Below are 15,265 nucleotides of genomic sequence, written 5' to 3'. Positions count from 1 at the left end.
CGCTCAGCTCCCGACCCGCTCGATCTCCCGCTCGGCGGCCGCGCGGGACTCCCGGGTGTGCTCCGGGCGCGGCGTCGGCGAATCGACGGTCAGGTACAGCGGTTTGCCGACCAGGATGTGCAGGGCCACGCCCAGGTACTCGGCGATCAGGCCCAGCGAGAACAGGATCGCGCCCGCGCAGAACAGCAGCACCACGATCATCGAGGTCCAGCCCTCGGGCGCCCAGTCCTCCCGGGTGAGCGACTCGTACACGATGACCACGGTCAGCGCGGCGCCGGCCAGCGCCAGCGTCATGCCCAGCATGCTCACCAGGCGCAGGCCGCGAGTTCCGCTGCACAGCACCATCTTCCAGAACAGCGAGAACAGGCGCCGGTAGTTGTAGCCCGACTCCTCGCGGCCCTCGGCGCGCAGCGCCACCGGAACCTGGGCGACGGTGTCGACCACCCAGGTCAGCGCCACGTCGAGGTACACGCCGTTGGAGGCGACCTCGGCGAGCTGGCGGCCGATGTCGCCGCGGATCAGCCGGTAGCTCTCGAAACGGGTGGAGTCGGGGAACGCGAACACCGTGGCCAGCACCAGTTTCGCGCCGCGCGAGGTCAGGTTGCGCAGGAAGCCGTGCGGGCGGGTGTTGGACGGCTTCGAGTAGATCAGGTCCGCGCGCTGCTCGAGCGCGGCGTCCAGGAACGCGCCGATGGCCGCGGGATCGTGCTGACCGTCCTCGTCCATGGTGACGATCCAGTCGCCGCGCGCGGTCGACATCCCCGCGATCGTGGCCGCGTCCTGCCCGAAATTGCGGCTCAGCCAGACCGCGCGCACCTCGGCGTGCTGCTGCAGCAGCTCCTTGATCGCCACGTCGGAACGGTCGGGGCCGTGATCGTGCACGAGGATGATCTCCTCGACCACGAAGGGCACGCCCGCGGGCGTCGTACTCGGCGCGGTCAGCCGGTGCAGTTCGGCGACCAGCGCACCGATGGTGTGTTCACCCCGGTACACCGGCACCACGACGGACACCGCGTGCGGCCGGTCGACGCCGGGCAGCGCGGGTGTATCGGTCGAAGCGTCGACGTCGGAGTGGTACATACGTCGGGAGGGAAGCGGCATCAGCTGAATCGACTTTCGAAGACGGTGCGTGCCGGTGCTCCTCGAGAGGGCGGAGCCCGAGCCGCGTGAACTCTAACACGGTGGGTTATCGGTATTCCCGCTCCGGATATCACCCGCGGCGGGGGCCCGCGCAGCGGCGTTGCTACGGCGATGCCAAGAACCGTATCGCGCTGTAGGGTTGGGAACTCGTGACGGGCAGTACAGATTCAATGGTGGCTTCGACCGGAGGCGCACACGTTCCGGAGGCCGCCGGAGGTGAAGCCGTCGCACGACGAAATGTCTTGCGCTGGGGCGTTATCACCGTGTTCGGCGTGCTGCTCGGTTATGCGGCCGTGCTGCTGGCCAATTCCCGCCATTTCTTCACCGATGACACCGAATCGCAGTACACCGGTTTGTGGGTGGCGATGGGCCGCGCATTGCGCGCCGGTGAATTCCCGGTGCTGTGGCCCGAACAGTGGATGTCCGGCAACAACACGATGGACGATGCGGGACTGTTCAATCCGCCGCAGCTGCTGATCGATCTGCTCGCGCCCTCGTTCGACAATATGGCGCTGTACGCGACCCTGGTGAAACTCGTCTTCGCGATCATCGCCGCGCTCGGTGTGTACCGGATCTGCCTCGCCTACGGCGGCCGCCCGGCCTGGTCCGCGGTCGCGGGCATCGCGTTCCCGCTCTCGGGCTTCTTCCTGTTCTTCGACGAAGCCAGCTGGATGACCGCGCTCACCGGCACCGCGTGGCTGGTGCAGGCCTGGGCCTCCGCGGTGCGCTACTCGCGCGGGCAGAGCGGTCCGATTCCGGTCTTCGTCTTTCTCTACCTGACGATTTCGACCCAGTACATCTTCCCGGCGATCGAGGCGGCGCTCATGCTGTGCGCGGTCGCGGTGGGGGAGATCCTGTACCGGCGGGCGTGGGCGCAGGTGGCGCGGCTGGTCGCGGTCAGCGCCTGCGCCGGGCTCGCGGGCCTGCTGACCTTCCTGCCGAGCATGCTCTCGGCCAAGGTGACCTGGCGCGGGACCGCGCAGATCAACAACGACCAGTTCCTGACCGTGCCGTGGTCGGAATCGCTGAACGCCAGCCTGCCCAGCACGCTGCCCGCGTTCAACTCGTGGTGGGGCTACATCCAGCCGATGCCCATCACCTATATCGCCTGGTTCCTGATTCCGGCGCTGGCCTTCGTCGATTGGCGGCGGGCGCGCGCGGCCTGGCGCGAGCTGAGCGCGCCCGCGCTGTTCGCGATCGTCATGCTCATGTGGGCTGCCGGGCCCGGCACCATCGGGCCGCTGCGCTGGCCCGCCCGTGTGCTGCCGATGATCGCGATCGGCCTGCTGGTGCTGGTGTGCGTGCTGCTCGGGCGGTTCGCGACCGTGCGCGACGTGCGGGCGCGCGGGATCGCCGCGCTGGTGCTGATCCTGGCGCTGTGGGTGCGATCGTTCTCCGCGGATCCGCACAACGTGATCCGGCACGTGCTGGCCGCGGGCATCCTCATCGGCGCGGGCGCGCTGGTGGTGTGGCTGGGCAGTACGCGGGGGACGGCCGCGGCGTGCGCGGTGGTCGTCGCCGTCATGTTCCCCGTCGCGTTCTGGCAGGTGAGCGCCGCCCAGCCGACGCCGACCTCCTACAACATGCCCACCAACCGGTCCGAGGCCGGCGCGGTGTTCCCGAAGTTCCCGGGCACCACGATCCAGCTCGCCGATCGCGGCCTGCTGCAGCCGGGCGACCGCAGCCTGGACGAGGCGTACGGCTCGCTGGTGTTCGGCAACTACGCCAAGTCGCTCGAACTCGAGTACGTCAACGGGTACACCCCGACCGGGCACTTCTACTTCGGCGAACTGCTGTGCATGCGCTGGGATTCCAGCGTCTGCCCCGAGGCGTACACGCGCCTGTTCGCCCCCGAGCCGGTCACCGGCACCCCGCTGATCGATCTGTTGAAACTGGACCGGGTCGTGCTGCAGCGGGCGCTGTTCCCGACCGTGCGCGACGAGCCCGCGCCCGCGGGCTGGAAGTGGGTGGATCAGCCCGGTCACGAGAAGTTCATCTGGGTGCTCGAGCGCGAGAACGGCCTCATCTCGACGGTGAACGGCCGCGTCGCCGACGCGCACGACGTGACCGCGACCTCGCTGTCGGAGACCGACACCACGAGCCGGGTCCGGGTGAGCTCGCCCGAGGGCGGCCGCGTGGTGTTCTCCCGCCTGAGCTGGCCCGGCTACCGGGTGACCCTGAACGGCGAGCCCCTGCCCATCACCACGATCGCCAAATCGATTGTCGCGGTGAATATCCCGCCCGGCACCGACAACGCCGAACTGGTCCTGACCTGGCGCCCGCCCGGCTGGAAGATCGGGATCGGCACCGCCGCCGCGGGTCTGGCCGGCCTGGCCGTCCTGCAGTGGATGTACGTGCGCTCCCGCCGCCCCGACGAGGAGCCCGAGGCCGCCGAGCCGTCGGACGAGCCCGAACGCGAGCTGGCGGGTACGCCGTCCTGACCGGCGGCGGAACGCCACCGGAGTCGGGTTCACCGCCTCGGCCGAGCCGCCGGGTTTCGCAGTCGGCGAGCCGGGATTCGATTCGTGCCGGCCGGGCGTCTGTTCGCCGGGACGTCATTCGGGTAGCGGTCGGCAAGACGCGGGCCGGCGGGATACCGTCCCGCCGGCCGATTTCCGGTGCCGGGCCCGGCATCACCGGCGCGGTGCCGGGCCCGCCCCGGCCACCCGGTAGGTTGTCGATCATGTCGGAGGAAATCCTGGACGCCACCCTGCTGAGCCTGCTCGCCTGCCCGCAGGACAAGGGCCCCCTGCTGCTGGTCCGCGACGATCAGGGCGACAGCGTCCTCTACAACCCGCGCCTGCAGCGCGCCTACCCGATCGACAACGGCATCCCCGTCCTGCTCGCCGACGAGTCCCGCCCCGTCGACGACGTCGAACACACCGCGCTGATCGCCCAGGGCTGAGCGCGCGCCGGCCGCCGAACCCGCGACCTGCCGTGATCAGGCTGCTGCACTAGGGTTTCGGTGTGAATAGCTATCCGGAATCCGGTTCATACCCGCACCCCGGTGGCCAGGGGGGATTTCCACACGGCGCGCCCGCGCCATCCGGTTTCGCCCCGCTGCCGCCTCCCGTTCGAACCGCGCGGCGCCGAGATCTGGTGCAGGCCATCCCGTTGGGGCTCGGCGGGGTGCTGCTCGGCGTCGGCTCCTTCCTGCGCTTGCTGACCATAGGGCACAACTCGGCGTATGGGAGCTGGGTGACATCGTGGGCCTACGGCAGCGATCTTGGGGCGGCGAGGGACTTCTCCAGCCTCTACGGCATCATCTTCGTTCTCGCCGTGCTGCTCGCGTTCGGTGCGGTGGCAGTTCTGGCGACCGGCAAAGGCGACCGGCCGCGGGCAAGCGCCCTGGTATCGCTGGCAACGGGAGCGGTTCTCGGCACAGCCCTGGGTGTCGTCCTCAATGTCGGCCTCGCGCCCCTCGTACAGCGGAACGGCGACCTCGAGTACACCTACGGAGCCGCGTTCTGGCTGTGTGTACTGACTGTGCCGCTGGCACTGCTGGCGACCGCCGCGGCCCCCTCGTCATCGGGTACCGGATTCAACGTCACTGTGGACTCGTACGGGCGGCCGCAGCGCGAACGGTCGACCGGTCTCGACGTGACCGCCGCCGTGCTCCTGATCCTCTACGCGCTCGTCACCGTGGGGATCGCGATCGCAGGGTTCATGTTCGGGTCGGGCGAACGCATGTTTCTCGTGTTCGACGACGAGTATTCGAGCTTGATCGCGGCGGGTGTGAGTGCGCTCTCCGCCTTCGTCGGTGCCCTCGTTCTGCTGTTGGCCGGCAGGGCTTTCGCCCGTCGAGCCGGTGCCACAGCGGCGGCGCTGGCGTTCACCGTCGGTGCCGGCACCTTGATGCCGAAGATCGATATCGTGCGTGATCAGGATGGGGGCTTCGACTATTTCGGTGGCGACTTCTATGTCCAGGTGTTCGCCACCCTGCTTGTCCCGGTGGCCATGGTGCTGACCGTGCTCGCCGCAGGGTCCGCACCGCGCTACCGCACCCCGTATCCCGCCGCTCCGCCTGTGAACCCGTATGCCCCGATGGGCGGCTTCCCGGCACCGGCGGTGCCCCAGGGTTATGCTCCCGGCTTCCCGCAGCAGGGTGCGAGTATGCCGCACACGCAACCACCCGGTGGATTCGGCGGTGTCCCGGGCGAGTTCGCGCCCGGAGTTGACGGGCAAGGCGGCTTCCCACCCGGTGGAACACATCAGGCGCGGTACGCCCCGAGCCTGCAGAAGCCCGGTCAGATCTCCCCGCCGAAGCAGGGAACGCACTAGCAGCGGTTCTTTGCCGTGGTCTCGACCACGGCGCGAACTACGAACCCGAAGGCAATTCGCCGGTGAAATAGCGCTGCAGCGTCGGTCCCACGGCCGCCACCAGTTCGTCGATCGGCATCGACGCGATCGGCTCCAGGCGGATGAGTTTGCGGGTTACCAGGAGACCGGTCAGTTGGGAGGCGGCCAGCACCGAGCGTTTCGCGCCGTCGCCCACGGCCGAGTCCAGGCGCAGGCGAACGCCTTTCAGGATCACGTCGAGCAGCAGGGTGCGGGCCAGGGCGGGATCCGAGGTCGTCAGCAGGGTGCGAAATGTGGCAATCGCCGGTATCCCGATCGGCGAGTCCCATACTGTAACTACCGCCCGCACAAGGGTTTCGCCCAACTGATCCAGCGGCGCCGCCGCGATCTGCGACAGCACCACCTCCGGATCGATCGGGAAATCCAGTGCGGCGGTGAACAATTCCTTCTTGGTGCCGAAGTAGTGATGCACCAGGGCGGGATCCACGCTCGCGGCGGTGGCGATCGATCTAATGGACGCCTGGTCGAACCCCACCTCCGCGAACCGCACCCGGGCGGCGTCGAGTATCGCCTCCCGGGTGCCGGAATTTCCGGGCCTGCGCCCGCTGCGCGTGTTCTCGATGCCGCTCACGGGCTCGTCTGTACCACCGCCGGCACCGGCCGCGCCACTTCGGGCGCCGCCGGTGCCGCTCAGGGGGACACTCACGCGGTGCGCCTGCGCAGCGTGGCCGCCCCCAGCGCCAGCGCGACCGCGGCGAATCCGGCCACGATCGCCAGATCCCGCCACATCTGCCCGGTCGCCCCGGTGTGCGTGGCCACCTGCTGCAGCGCGTCCACCGCGTAACTCAGCGGCAGCACGTTGCTGATCGCCTCCAGCCAGCCCGGCAGCTCGCCGCGCGGCACCAGCAGCCCGCACAGGAAGAACTGCGGCAGCACGATCACCGGCATGAACTGCACGGCCTGGAACTCGGTGCGCGCGAACGCACTCGCCAGCAGGCCCAGCGCCACCCCGAGTATCGCGTCCAGCACCGCGATCAGCACCACCAGCAGCGGGGACCCCGCGGCCTCGAGGCCCAGCAGCCAGAACGACACCGCGCACGCGATGATCGCCTGCCCGGCCGCGGCGACCGAGAACGCCGTGCCGTACCCGGCGAGCAAATCGATCTTGGACAGCGGCGTGGTCATGAGCCGTTCCAGCGTGCCCGAGACGCGTTCGCGCTGCATGGCGATGGCGGTGATGAGGAACATGACCACGAACGGCAGGATGCCGAGCATGGTGATGCCGATCCGGTCGAACAGCCGGGGCGCGCCCGGTGCCACCGCGTAGTCCCGGTAGACGAAATACAGCAGCGTCATGAGCAGCGCCGGCACAACGAGGATCATGGCCACGGTCCGATGATCGGCGCGCAACTGCTTCAGGATGCGGACCGTGGTCGCGGCGTAGCAGCGCAGCGGGTTGCGCCCGGCCGGGCGGGCGAGGGTGGCGGTCACAGCTTTTCTCCCATTCGAATCAGGGCGAGGAAGGCGTTCTCGAGGCTGGATTCGCCGGTGCGGGAACGCAATTCATCGGGGCTGAGCTGAGCGAGCAGTTTGCCCTCCCGCATGAGCAGCAGGTTGTCGCAGTGCTCGGCCTCGTCCATGACGTGGCTCGAGACCAGCAGCGTGCACCCCTGCGCGGCCAGGGCGTGGAACTGCTCCCAGAGGTCGGCCCGCAGCATCGGATCCAGGCCGACGGTCGGCTCGTCCAGCACCAGGATGTCCGGGTTCGCCACCAGCGCGCAGGCCAGCGACACCCGGGTGCGCTGCCCGCCGGAGAGTTGGTTGCCGCGATTGCCGGTGTGCCCGCCGAGTCCGACGGCGTCGATGGCCGCGCGCACGTCCTGCGCCGAAGACCCGTACAGCGCACCGAAATACGCGACGTTGTCGGCGACGGTCAGATCGTCGTAGATGCTGGGCGCCTGGGTGACGTACCCCAGCCGGTGCCGCAGCCCGGCCGAGCCGGCGGGCTCGTTCAGTACCTCCACCTCGCCCCGCTCGATGAGCTGGGTACCGACGATGCTGCGCATGAGCGTGGTCTTGCCGCACCCGGACGGCCCCAGCAGCCCGGTGATGCTGCCGCGCGGCACGGTCAGCGAAATGTCGTGCAGGACTTGGCGTTCGCCTCGTCGCACCTGCAGGTTCCGGACCGCGATCGCGGGGTCTGCGATGGGTGCCGTCACGGGTCACCTCTCAATTCATCAAGTGTTGAATTCACTACGTGATGAATTATGTGGCCACCGCCTCGGAAAGCACAAGACCCCGGCGCGTGTCGTGTCGGCACGCGCCGGGGTCTTTCCCGAAAAGCGTCAGTGACCTGCGTGCGGAGCGATCTGCCCGGCCTGTCCACCCGGCTCGACAACCACGAACTGGCCCATCATGCCGAGGTCCTCGTGCCACAGCAGGTGGCAGTGGAACATGTACGGCGTGTTCGGATCGGCGGCGCCGTCGAACCGCAGCACCAGGTCCACGGTGTCCCCGGGGGCGAGGAAGACGGTGTCCTTGGGCCCGCGCAGTTCCGGCGGCGGCCCGGACCCGTTGATCCGGGCGACGGCGAACCGCACGTCGTGCACGTGGAAGTTGTGCGGCATGCCATCGGAATTGGTGACGGTCCAGGTCTCGGTGCTGCCCCGGGTCACCGCGGCGTCGATGCGATCCATGGCCATGGCGCGGCCGTTGATCTTGGAGAAGCTCAGGTCGAAGTCGCGCCGCAGCACCGAGTCCGACTCCCGTGGCAGTTGCGGATCCACCAGCGCGACGGGCAGCGCGGGGGAGGGCCGCAGCGTGGCGGCCGCGCGCAGTTCGAGGACGTCGAAGCTGTCGTCGCCGCCGCTGAATCGGCTCCCGAAGAAGTCCAGTCCCAGATCGGGATTCGTGCTGCGCAGGGTCACGCGCTCCCCGGCGCGCACGCGCACGACGATCTCGGCCCGTTCCCCCGGGGACAGCCGTATCCCGTTCAGCTCGGCCGCCCGCTCGAGCAGCCCGTTGTCCGTGCCGATCAGGGTGAAGGCGCGATCGTCGGAGAAGCCGAAGTCGTAGACCCGCGCGGTCGAGGCGTTGAGCAGGCGCAGGCGCACCAGTTCGTCACCCACCTCGCGGAACGGCGCGAGCGTGCCGTTGACCAAAATCCGGTCGCCGAGCACGCCGATATCGGCGAACATCCCGCGCCCGCTGTCGAATTCCGCGCCGTCGAACTTCGCGTCCTGCACGATGACCGGCAGATCGTCGACCCCGTACGCGCGCGGCAGCGGCAGTGCCGCCGCGGTGTCGTCATCGAGAATGAACATGCCCGCCAGCCCTTTTCGCACGTGCGATTCGGTGGCCCCGTGCGGGTGCGGGTGATACCAGAGCGTGGCCGCGGGCTGATCGACCTGCCACTCGGGTTCCCAGCTCGCGCCCGCGGCCACCATCTGATGCGGACCGCCGTCCATGGCGGCGGGCAGATGCATGCCGTGCCAGTGCACCGTGGACGCCTCGTCCAGGCTGTTGCGCACCCGGACCCGCACCCGCTCACCCCGGGCGGCCCGCAGCGTCGGTCCCAGATAGGAGCCGTTGAACCCCCGGGTCTCGGTCTCCCGGCCCGCCTGGAATTCCGTTCTCCCCGAGCGCATGTCGAGCTCGAACACGCGCGTCCCGTCCGCCTCCACCCGTGAGTCGGCGAGCGGCGGGATCCGGAGTTCGTTCTCGAACCGCACCCGCCCCACCGTCGACACGTCCGCGGTGGTGAACAACCACACCGTGCCCCCGCCGATGACCAGGGTCGCCACCGCCAGGAACCCGGTGAGGGCCAAGAGAATTCGCCGCGTACGCGACCACAGCACTGCCATCCGCCGACAGTAGGAATTCGACCCGCCCGCCCGCATCCGGCAGCACCCCGATCTCGGCCCCCAGCCGTCCCTGATATCGGTCCCGGATGGCGGGTTCGAGAATTCCGAGTGAAACGGACCATCCGGGATGGTTGGGGCGCCGGACCACCACTAAAGTCTTCCCGTGACCAGCGATATCCCGAACACGGCCGAGGACGCGGAAGCGGGTGGGCAGCACCGCGCCTCCACCCTGGAACTGTTCTTCGACCTCGTGTTCGTCTTCACCATGACCCAGTTGACCCACGCCTTCACCCACCATCCCGGCTGGGCCGCGCTGGGACAGGTCGCGCTCATGTTCGGCGTGATCTGGTGGATGTACGCCGGCTACGTCTGGCTCACCAACGAGGTCGCCCCCGACAACTCGAGCCGCCGCACCTGGCTGCTGATCGGCATGTTCGGCTTCTTCGTACTCGCCCTGGCGATTCCGGACGCCTTCACCGGCTCCGGGCTGGCATTCGGCCTGGCCTACGTGCTGGTCAACACCGTGCACACGCTGCTGTTCGCGAGCGCGGGCGGCGCGTCCGCGGCGCTCGCGATCCGCCGCATCGGCCCGATGAACGCGCTGACCGCGGGGCTGGTGCTGGCCGGCGGCTGCATCCACGGCTGGCCGCGCTATCTGCTGTGGGGCCTGGCCTTCGCGATCCAGATCCTCACGCCCTACCTGGTGGACACCGGCGGCTTCGTGGTGCGCACCGCCCACTTCTGCGAACGGCACGGCCTCGTTCTGATCGTGGCGCTGGGTGAATCGGTGGTGGCCATGGGCGCCGGGCTCGCGGGGCAGGAGATCACCCCCGCCCTCATCGCCATGGTGGCCGTCGGCCTGACCCTGGTCTACGTGCTGTGGTGGGCGTACTTCGGCCTCGACGACGAACGCGGCGAGCACGCCCTCGAGGCGCGTCCCACCGCCGAGCGCGCCCGCCCCGCCGTGGTCGCCTACGACTACGGCTTCTACGTGCTGCTGGTCGGCATCATCCTCACCGCCGCCGGCATCAGCATGAGCATCGCGCACGGCGGCGAACCCGCGAGTACCGCTGCCGCCCTTGCGCTCTCGGGCGGTGTCGCGGTGTTCTTCCTGGGCCAGGCCGGTTTCCGCGCGGTGCTGGGCCTGCCCCGCCCGGGTCTGCGCCTGCTCGGCGCGGCGGCGGTGCTGGCGACCGCGCCGATCGGCATCGTCTGGGTGGCTTGGGCGCAGTTGGCCGTCCTGGTGGTCGTGGCCTACGCCTTCGTCATCGCCGACGACGTGATCAGCGTGCGCGGCGGCGAAGAGGGCAAATACGTCAGCCGCCCCACCTTCGCGGTCCGCCGCCCGCGCGGCTGACCGCACAGGGGTGACCAAACCCTGACGGATCCGCGCCACGCCGCTGTCGCGCGTGCGCCCGGGCGGACCGCGAGCCAGCATCGACCGCATGACCTGCCCTGTTTACCTCCGCCACTCGACAGCGGGGAAGGCGTGCTCATGCGCGTATTGCTGACCGGCGCCGCCGGATTCATCGGATCGCACATCCGGGACGCGCTCCGCGGCGCCGGACACGAGGTCGTCGCGGTCGACCTGATGCTCGCGGCCGCGCACGGACCGGACGCCCCGGCGCCGGCGGGCGTGCACCGGGTCGATGTCCGGGACCCGGACGCGATCGCCGCGCTGCTCCCCGGCATCGACGCGGTCTGCCATCAGGCCGCGGTCGTCGGCGCGGGCGTGAACGCCTTCGACGCCCCCGCGTACGCCTCGCACAACGATCTCGGCACCGCGGTGCTGCTGGCGGCCATGGCCCGGGAACGGTGCCGCCACCTGGTATTGGCGTCCTCGATGGTGGTGTACGGCGAGGGCCGCTACCGCGACGGCGACACCGACGTGGTCCCGCGGCCCCGCAGCACCGCCGATCTCGAGCGCGGGGTGTTCGACCACGCCGGGCCCGGCGGCGCACCGCTGGACTGGGCGGCCATCGACGAGGACGCCCCGCTGCGCCCGCGCAGTCTGTACGCCGCGAGCAAAGCGGCGCAGGAGCACTACGCCGCCGCCTGGGCCACGGCCACCGGCTCCACCGTGACCGCGCTGCGCTATCACAACGTGTACGGCGACCATATGCCCAGGGACACACCGTATTCCGGGGTCGCCGCGATCTTCCGTTCGGCGGCCGCGGCGGGCGAGGCGATCCGCGTCTTCGAAGACGGCCGCCAGACCCGGGATTTCGTGCACGTCCGCGATATCGCCGCCGCCAATGTCGCCGCGGTGGAACGCCCGCTGGAAGTGTTCACCCCCTTGAACGTCGCCTCCGGCCACCCGATCACGATCGCCGAGGTGGCCGGGATCCTGGCCGCGGCGGCGGGCGGCAAGGAACCGGTGGTCACCGGCGAATTCCGTTCCGGCGACGTCCGCCACATCGTCGCCGCCCCGGATCGGGCCGCGGCGCTACTGGATTTCACCGCCGCGATCACCCCGGAGGCGGGTCTGACCGCGTTCGCGGACGCGCCCCTGCGCGCGGTCGCCGCGGGCTCCGCACCCGAGTGGCGCTGAGCCCGGCGGTCGGTACGAGCCGACGAGCCCGGGTGCGGGCGGACCTTCGACCAGCAGCGGCAACCGCACCTGGAAGCGGCAGCCCGGTTCCCGGTTCTCGGCGCTGATGTCGCCGTGGTGGGCCTGGACCAGTCCGGCCGCGATGGCCAGGCCCATCCCGCTGCTGCTGCCCAGTTCGGCGGCGGCGGGAGAGCGCGCCGAGCTGCCGCGATAGGCCACCTCGAAGATGCGCGGCAGATCGGTGGCGGCGATGCCCGGGCCGGTGTCCTCCACCCGTGCCCAGGCGTGGCCGTCGGCACTGCCGCTGGACAGGTCGATGCGACCGCCCGGCGGGGTGTGCGCGATGGCGTTGGCCACCAGATTGGTCAGGACGCGTGTGAGCGCGTGATCGCTGGCGCACACCACGATCCGATCGGGCGGCTGGCTCGCGGTGAGGGTGATGTGCGCGCGCAGGGCGGTGGGCTGGTTGGCGGCGAGCACCTCGTCGATGAGTTCGCGCAGATCCACCGGCTCCAGCGCCAGGCGCAGCGCCCCGGCGTTGATCTTCGACATCTCGAACAGGTCGTCCACCATGGCGGAGAGCCGATTGGTATCGCGCACAATCTGATTCGCGTACCGCTGGATGTCCTCCTCGCGCCGCACCACACCGTCGGCGAGCGCCTCGCCCATGGCGCGGATTCCGGCCAGCGGCGTGCGCAGGTCGTGGCTCACCCACGCCACCAGCTCGCGCCGGGACCGCTCGGCCGCACGCTCCCGCGCCAGCATCTCGCGCTCCCACACCGTGGTTCGCGCCTGCGCCCGGCCCAGCAGCACCGCCGCCGGCACGGTCACCGCGGTGACCACGCTCAGCACCACCGCGATCCGCTCGAACTCCGCGGTGAACATCAGCCCGCTCACCGCGACCACGCCGCTGAGGGTCGCCAGCGTCGGAATCAGCACCAGCACGGCCAGACTCGTCTTCATGGCCCGATTGCGGGTGTAGCGCAGCAGCAGCGCGCCGAGCGCGACCACCGGGAGCGAACCCGCCAGTGCGAAGCCGATGAGCTCGGTGGTGTCAGTCGGCATCACGATTCCAGGCGTAGCCGCGGCCCCAGACGGTGTCGATGCGGTGGGCGTCGCCGAGCTTGGCGCGCAACCGTTTGACATGGACGGTCACGGTGGACAGGTCACCGAAGCTCCAGCCCCACACCTGCGCCAGCAACTCGTCCCGGCTGAACACCCGGCGCTGATTGGCCAGCAGGAACGCCAGCAGATCGAATTCGCGTGCGGTCAGGTCGATCTGGACTCCGCCGGCGGTGGCCACCCGCGCCGACTGCCGTACCTCCACCGTCCCGCCGCGCAGGATCTGCTCGTCCCGGCGCGTGGGATGCGAGCGCCGCAGCACCGAGGCGACCCGCAGCGCGAGTTCGCGCGGACTGAACGGCTTGGTCACGTAATCGTCGGCCCCGGCCTGCAATCCGATGACCCGGTCGTCCTCCTCGCCGAGTGCGGTGAGCAGGATGATCGGGGTGTTCGGAAACGGGCCCGAGCGCACCGTCCGGCACAGGTCGATCCCGTCGGGCGGCGGCATCATGACGTCGAGCACGGCCAGATCTATCTCACCGCGCGTCAGCGCCGCCGCGGTGGCGGGCCCGTCCCCGGTCTCGATCACCTCCAGCCCGTCGCGTTCGAGGTAGCGGCGCACCACTTCCCGGACCATCGGGTCGTCATCGGCCACGAGTATGCGCATCGGAGTCACCAGTTCGTCAGAATGAGATGGGCGAGCAGCAGGGTCCCGGCGGCCTGGATCGCGAGCCAGTATCGCGCGGCGCGTGCGGGTAGCAGTGCGGCCGCGGCCAGCGCCCACACCTCGAACGGCAGCCAGATCCGTTCCGTCTCGGCCTTACTGAGACCGCTGAGGTCGGCCGCCAGCAGCGCCACGAATCCGGCGCCCGCGACGAGCGCGACCGGATCGACCGCGGCCCGCCACCGCGCGAGCCGCTCGGCCGCGGCTCGCCGGAGGTCCGGCGCCGGCGCGCCGTCGGGCTGTGGTTCGTCGCGGCCGGGCCGGCGCGATGAGATCCGGGTCTCCGCCGGGAGCCCGCCGCGTTCCCCATCGCGCGGAAGTGGATTCGGGTCGGGGATGCTCGCGGCACGCAGTATTTTCTCGGGATGCAGCCCGCGCACCACCCGGTGCGCGGCCGCCACCGGAGCGAGGCCGATCGCGCACACGGTGGCCGCGAGATTGGCCCATACCCAATAGGTGTACGGACGGTCGCTGGCTATGCCCTGGTAATAGCGCTCCACCACGAGGTGGTAGCCGTCGAGCCACCAGAAGCCCGCGGCGTTGAACATCGCGACCACCAGGAGCGCGGCCACCAGTGCCGGAATCGACGCGCGCAGACCGCGGGCAAGCAACACCGCGGCCGCGGGCACCGCCATGAGAATCATTCCGTAGCTGAGGAACAGCGCGAATCCGAACAGCACGCCCGCCCCGCACGCGGCCACCAACCACCCGCGCCGCTGCCCGGTGGCGATGGCCAGCAGCGCGACCGCCCACGCGGTGACGCCGGCGAACAGCGCGTCGGCCGAGACCGCCAGCCAGATCGCGGCCGGGGCCAGCGCCAGGAAAGGCAGTGCGGCGCGGGCCTGCTGCTCGGCACGCCGGGCAGGCGATTCCGGGGGATCGGTACCGAGCGCGCGGATCGCGACCGGAACAGCCACGGCCGCGGTACATCCCACGCCCATGCAGAGCAGTCCGGCCCACGCGCCGCCACCGAGTCCGACGCGATCGAGGAGGACGAAACTCAGCAGCGCGCCGGGCGGATGGCCCGAGACGTGGGTGGTCCAGGAGTCGGGTCGGAAATCCAGTATGCGACCGGAGAATCCGCGCAGCATCGCCGCGATGTCGGTGATGCCGCCGACCTCGTGCAGGTATTCGTCGTGGGTGGTGAGCCTGCCCGCGAAACCGCGCTGCCAGCCGTCGACCATGGCCAGCGCGAAGGTCCACGCCAGGGCCGTCACCCAGGTGAGCAGCAGCGCCCGCCGCCACGGCAGTCGCCGGGCCAGCTCCGGGCCGTACGCGATCACCAGCGCGGCGATGCCGACGGCCGGGCCGGTGCCCCACCCGACATGCGGTAGCCAGGAACCGAAGATCGGCGCCGCGCCCGCGTACAGATTGCTCCGCCATTGTTCGCCGAGAATTCGCGGAACGAGGAAAGCGGTAGCGACGAGTAGCGCGCCGCCGAGCGCACAGTAGAGATCGGCGCGGCGATTGTCGGCGCGCACCCGGGTCTGGACAGCAGCATTCCGCACGGTGTCACCCTAGGCCGCCACCGCGTCCGCGCGCCGGTCGAATGGGCGTCGGTCCAGCTCCCGTCATACTTTCGTCACCGTTCGCTGCGGGTCCAACCGGGCCACACGGACTTACGGT

Annotated in this window: 13 protein-coding genes; 5 read left to right on the top strand and 8 right to left on the bottom strand. The window is 70.1% G+C overall.

The genetic code is table 11. The features are described from left to right. Nucleotides 1-3: 3 nt before the first annotated feature. Nucleotides 4-1,101: a glycosyltransferase family 2 protein gene (locus ACWDOP_RS15580; RefSeq protein ID WP_454203878.1), complete on the bottom strand. Its 1,098-nt coding sequence runs from the start codon at nucleotides 1,099-1,101 to the stop codon at nucleotides 4-6. 311 nt (nucleotides 1,102-1,412) lie between these two features. Here ACWDOP_RS15580 and ACWDOP_RS15575 point away from each other — a divergent pair, with 311 nt between their 5' ends. From ACWDOP_RS15575 to ACWDOP_RS15565, 3 genes are all read left to right on the top strand, one after another. Continuing rightward, on the top strand, nucleotides 1,413-3,581 hold the full coding sequence (locus tag ACWDOP_RS15575) for a hypothetical protein (protein WP_456345742.1): 2,169 nt from the start codon (nucleotides 1,413-1,415) through the stop codon (nucleotides 3,579-3,581). Nucleotides 3,582-3,823: 242 nt separating this feature from the next. Continuing rightward, entirely contained in the window at nucleotides 3,824-4,045 is a 222-nt protein-coding gene (locus ACWDOP_RS15570) for a Trm112 family protein (protein WP_454203879.1), read from the top strand. A gap of 62 nt (nucleotides 4,046-4,107) precedes the next feature. Continuing rightward, complete coding sequence (locus tag ACWDOP_RS15565) at nucleotides 4,108-5,421, top strand: hypothetical protein (protein WP_456345627.1); 1,314 nt, start codon at nucleotides 4,108-4,110, stop codon at nucleotides 5,419-5,421. Between the two features lie 37 nt (nucleotides 5,422-5,458). On the opposite strand, the gene ACWDOP_RS15560 is transcribed toward ACWDOP_RS15565, so the two are convergent. The 4 genes from ACWDOP_RS15560 to ACWDOP_RS15545 all read right to left on the bottom strand — a co-directional run bounded on the left by ACWDOP_RS15560 (nucleotide 5,459) and on the right by ACWDOP_RS15545 (nucleotide 9,302). Then, nucleotides 5,459-6,070: a TetR/AcrR family transcriptional regulator gene (locus tag ACWDOP_RS15560; protein ID WP_456345626.1), complete on the bottom strand. Its 612-nt coding sequence runs from the start codon at nucleotides 6,068-6,070 to the stop codon at nucleotides 5,459-5,461. Nucleotides 6,071-6,141: 71 nt separating this feature from the next. Then, the gene (locus ACWDOP_RS15555; RefSeq protein ID WP_456345625.1) at nucleotides 6,142-6,930 is read right to left on the bottom strand and encodes an ABC transporter permease; all 789 of its coding nucleotides are present in this window, start codon (nucleotides 6,928-6,930) and stop codon (nucleotides 6,142-6,144) included. Continuing rightward, nucleotides 6,927-7,658, bottom strand: coding sequence for an ABC transporter ATP-binding protein (locus ACWDOP_RS15550; protein ID WP_456345624.1), 732 nt, complete (start codon nucleotides 7,656-7,658; stop codon nucleotides 6,927-6,929). The genes ACWDOP_RS15555 and ACWDOP_RS15550 overlap by 4 nt, the downstream gene beginning before the upstream one ends. Before the next feature lie 126 nt (nucleotides 7,659-7,784). After that, a complete protein-coding gene (locus ACWDOP_RS15545; protein ID WP_456345623.1) occupies nucleotides 7,785-9,302 on the bottom strand; it encodes a multicopper oxidase family protein in 1,518 nt (505 codons plus the stop codon). A gap of 163 nt (nucleotides 9,303-9,465) precedes the next feature. Between ACWDOP_RS15545 and ACWDOP_RS15540 the strand changes: the two genes are divergently transcribed. Together ACWDOP_RS15540 and ACWDOP_RS15535 are read left to right on the top strand one after the other, a co-directional pair. Then, complete coding sequence (locus ACWDOP_RS15540; protein WP_456345622.1) at nucleotides 9,466-10,659, top strand: low temperature requirement protein A; 1,194 nt, start codon at nucleotides 9,466-9,468, stop codon at nucleotides 10,657-10,659. A 138-nt stretch (nucleotides 10,660-10,797) separates the two neighbouring features. Further along, on the top strand, nucleotides 10,798-11,853 hold the full coding sequence (locus tag ACWDOP_RS15535; RefSeq protein WP_456345621.1) for an NAD-dependent epimerase/dehydratase family protein: 1,056 nt from the start codon (nucleotides 10,798-10,800) through the stop codon (nucleotides 11,851-11,853). Here ACWDOP_RS15535 and ACWDOP_RS15530 read toward each other — a convergent pair. Genes ACWDOP_RS15530 through ACWDOP_RS15520 form a run of 3 tightly spaced genes read right to left on the bottom strand, consistent with a single transcriptional unit; the run spans nucleotide 11,749 to nucleotide 15,120 of the window. Then, nucleotides 11,749-12,918 (bottom strand): sensor histidine kinase, encoded by a 1,170-nt coding sequence (locus ACWDOP_RS15530; RefSeq protein ID WP_456345620.1) that lies wholly within the window; start codon nucleotides 12,916-12,918, stop codon nucleotides 11,749-11,751. The genes ACWDOP_RS15535 and ACWDOP_RS15530 overlap by 105 nt on opposite strands. Next, on the bottom strand, nucleotides 12,908-13,582 hold the full coding sequence (locus tag ACWDOP_RS15525; protein WP_456345619.1) for a response regulator transcription factor: 675 nt from the start codon (nucleotides 13,580-13,582) through the stop codon (nucleotides 12,908-12,910). The genes ACWDOP_RS15530 and ACWDOP_RS15525 overlap by 11 nt, the downstream gene beginning before the upstream one ends. Before the next feature lie 5 nt (nucleotides 13,583-13,587). Continuing rightward, nucleotides 13,588-15,120: a hypothetical protein gene (locus tag ACWDOP_RS15520; protein WP_456345741.1), complete on the bottom strand. Its 1,533-nt coding sequence runs from the start codon at nucleotides 15,118-15,120 to the stop codon at nucleotides 13,588-13,590. Between the last annotated feature and the right edge of the window lie 145 nt (nucleotides 15,121-15,265).

The organism is Nocardia sp. NPDC003693, assembly GCF_053981095.1.
This window is presented reverse-complemented; position numbering and strand designations above follow the sequence as displayed.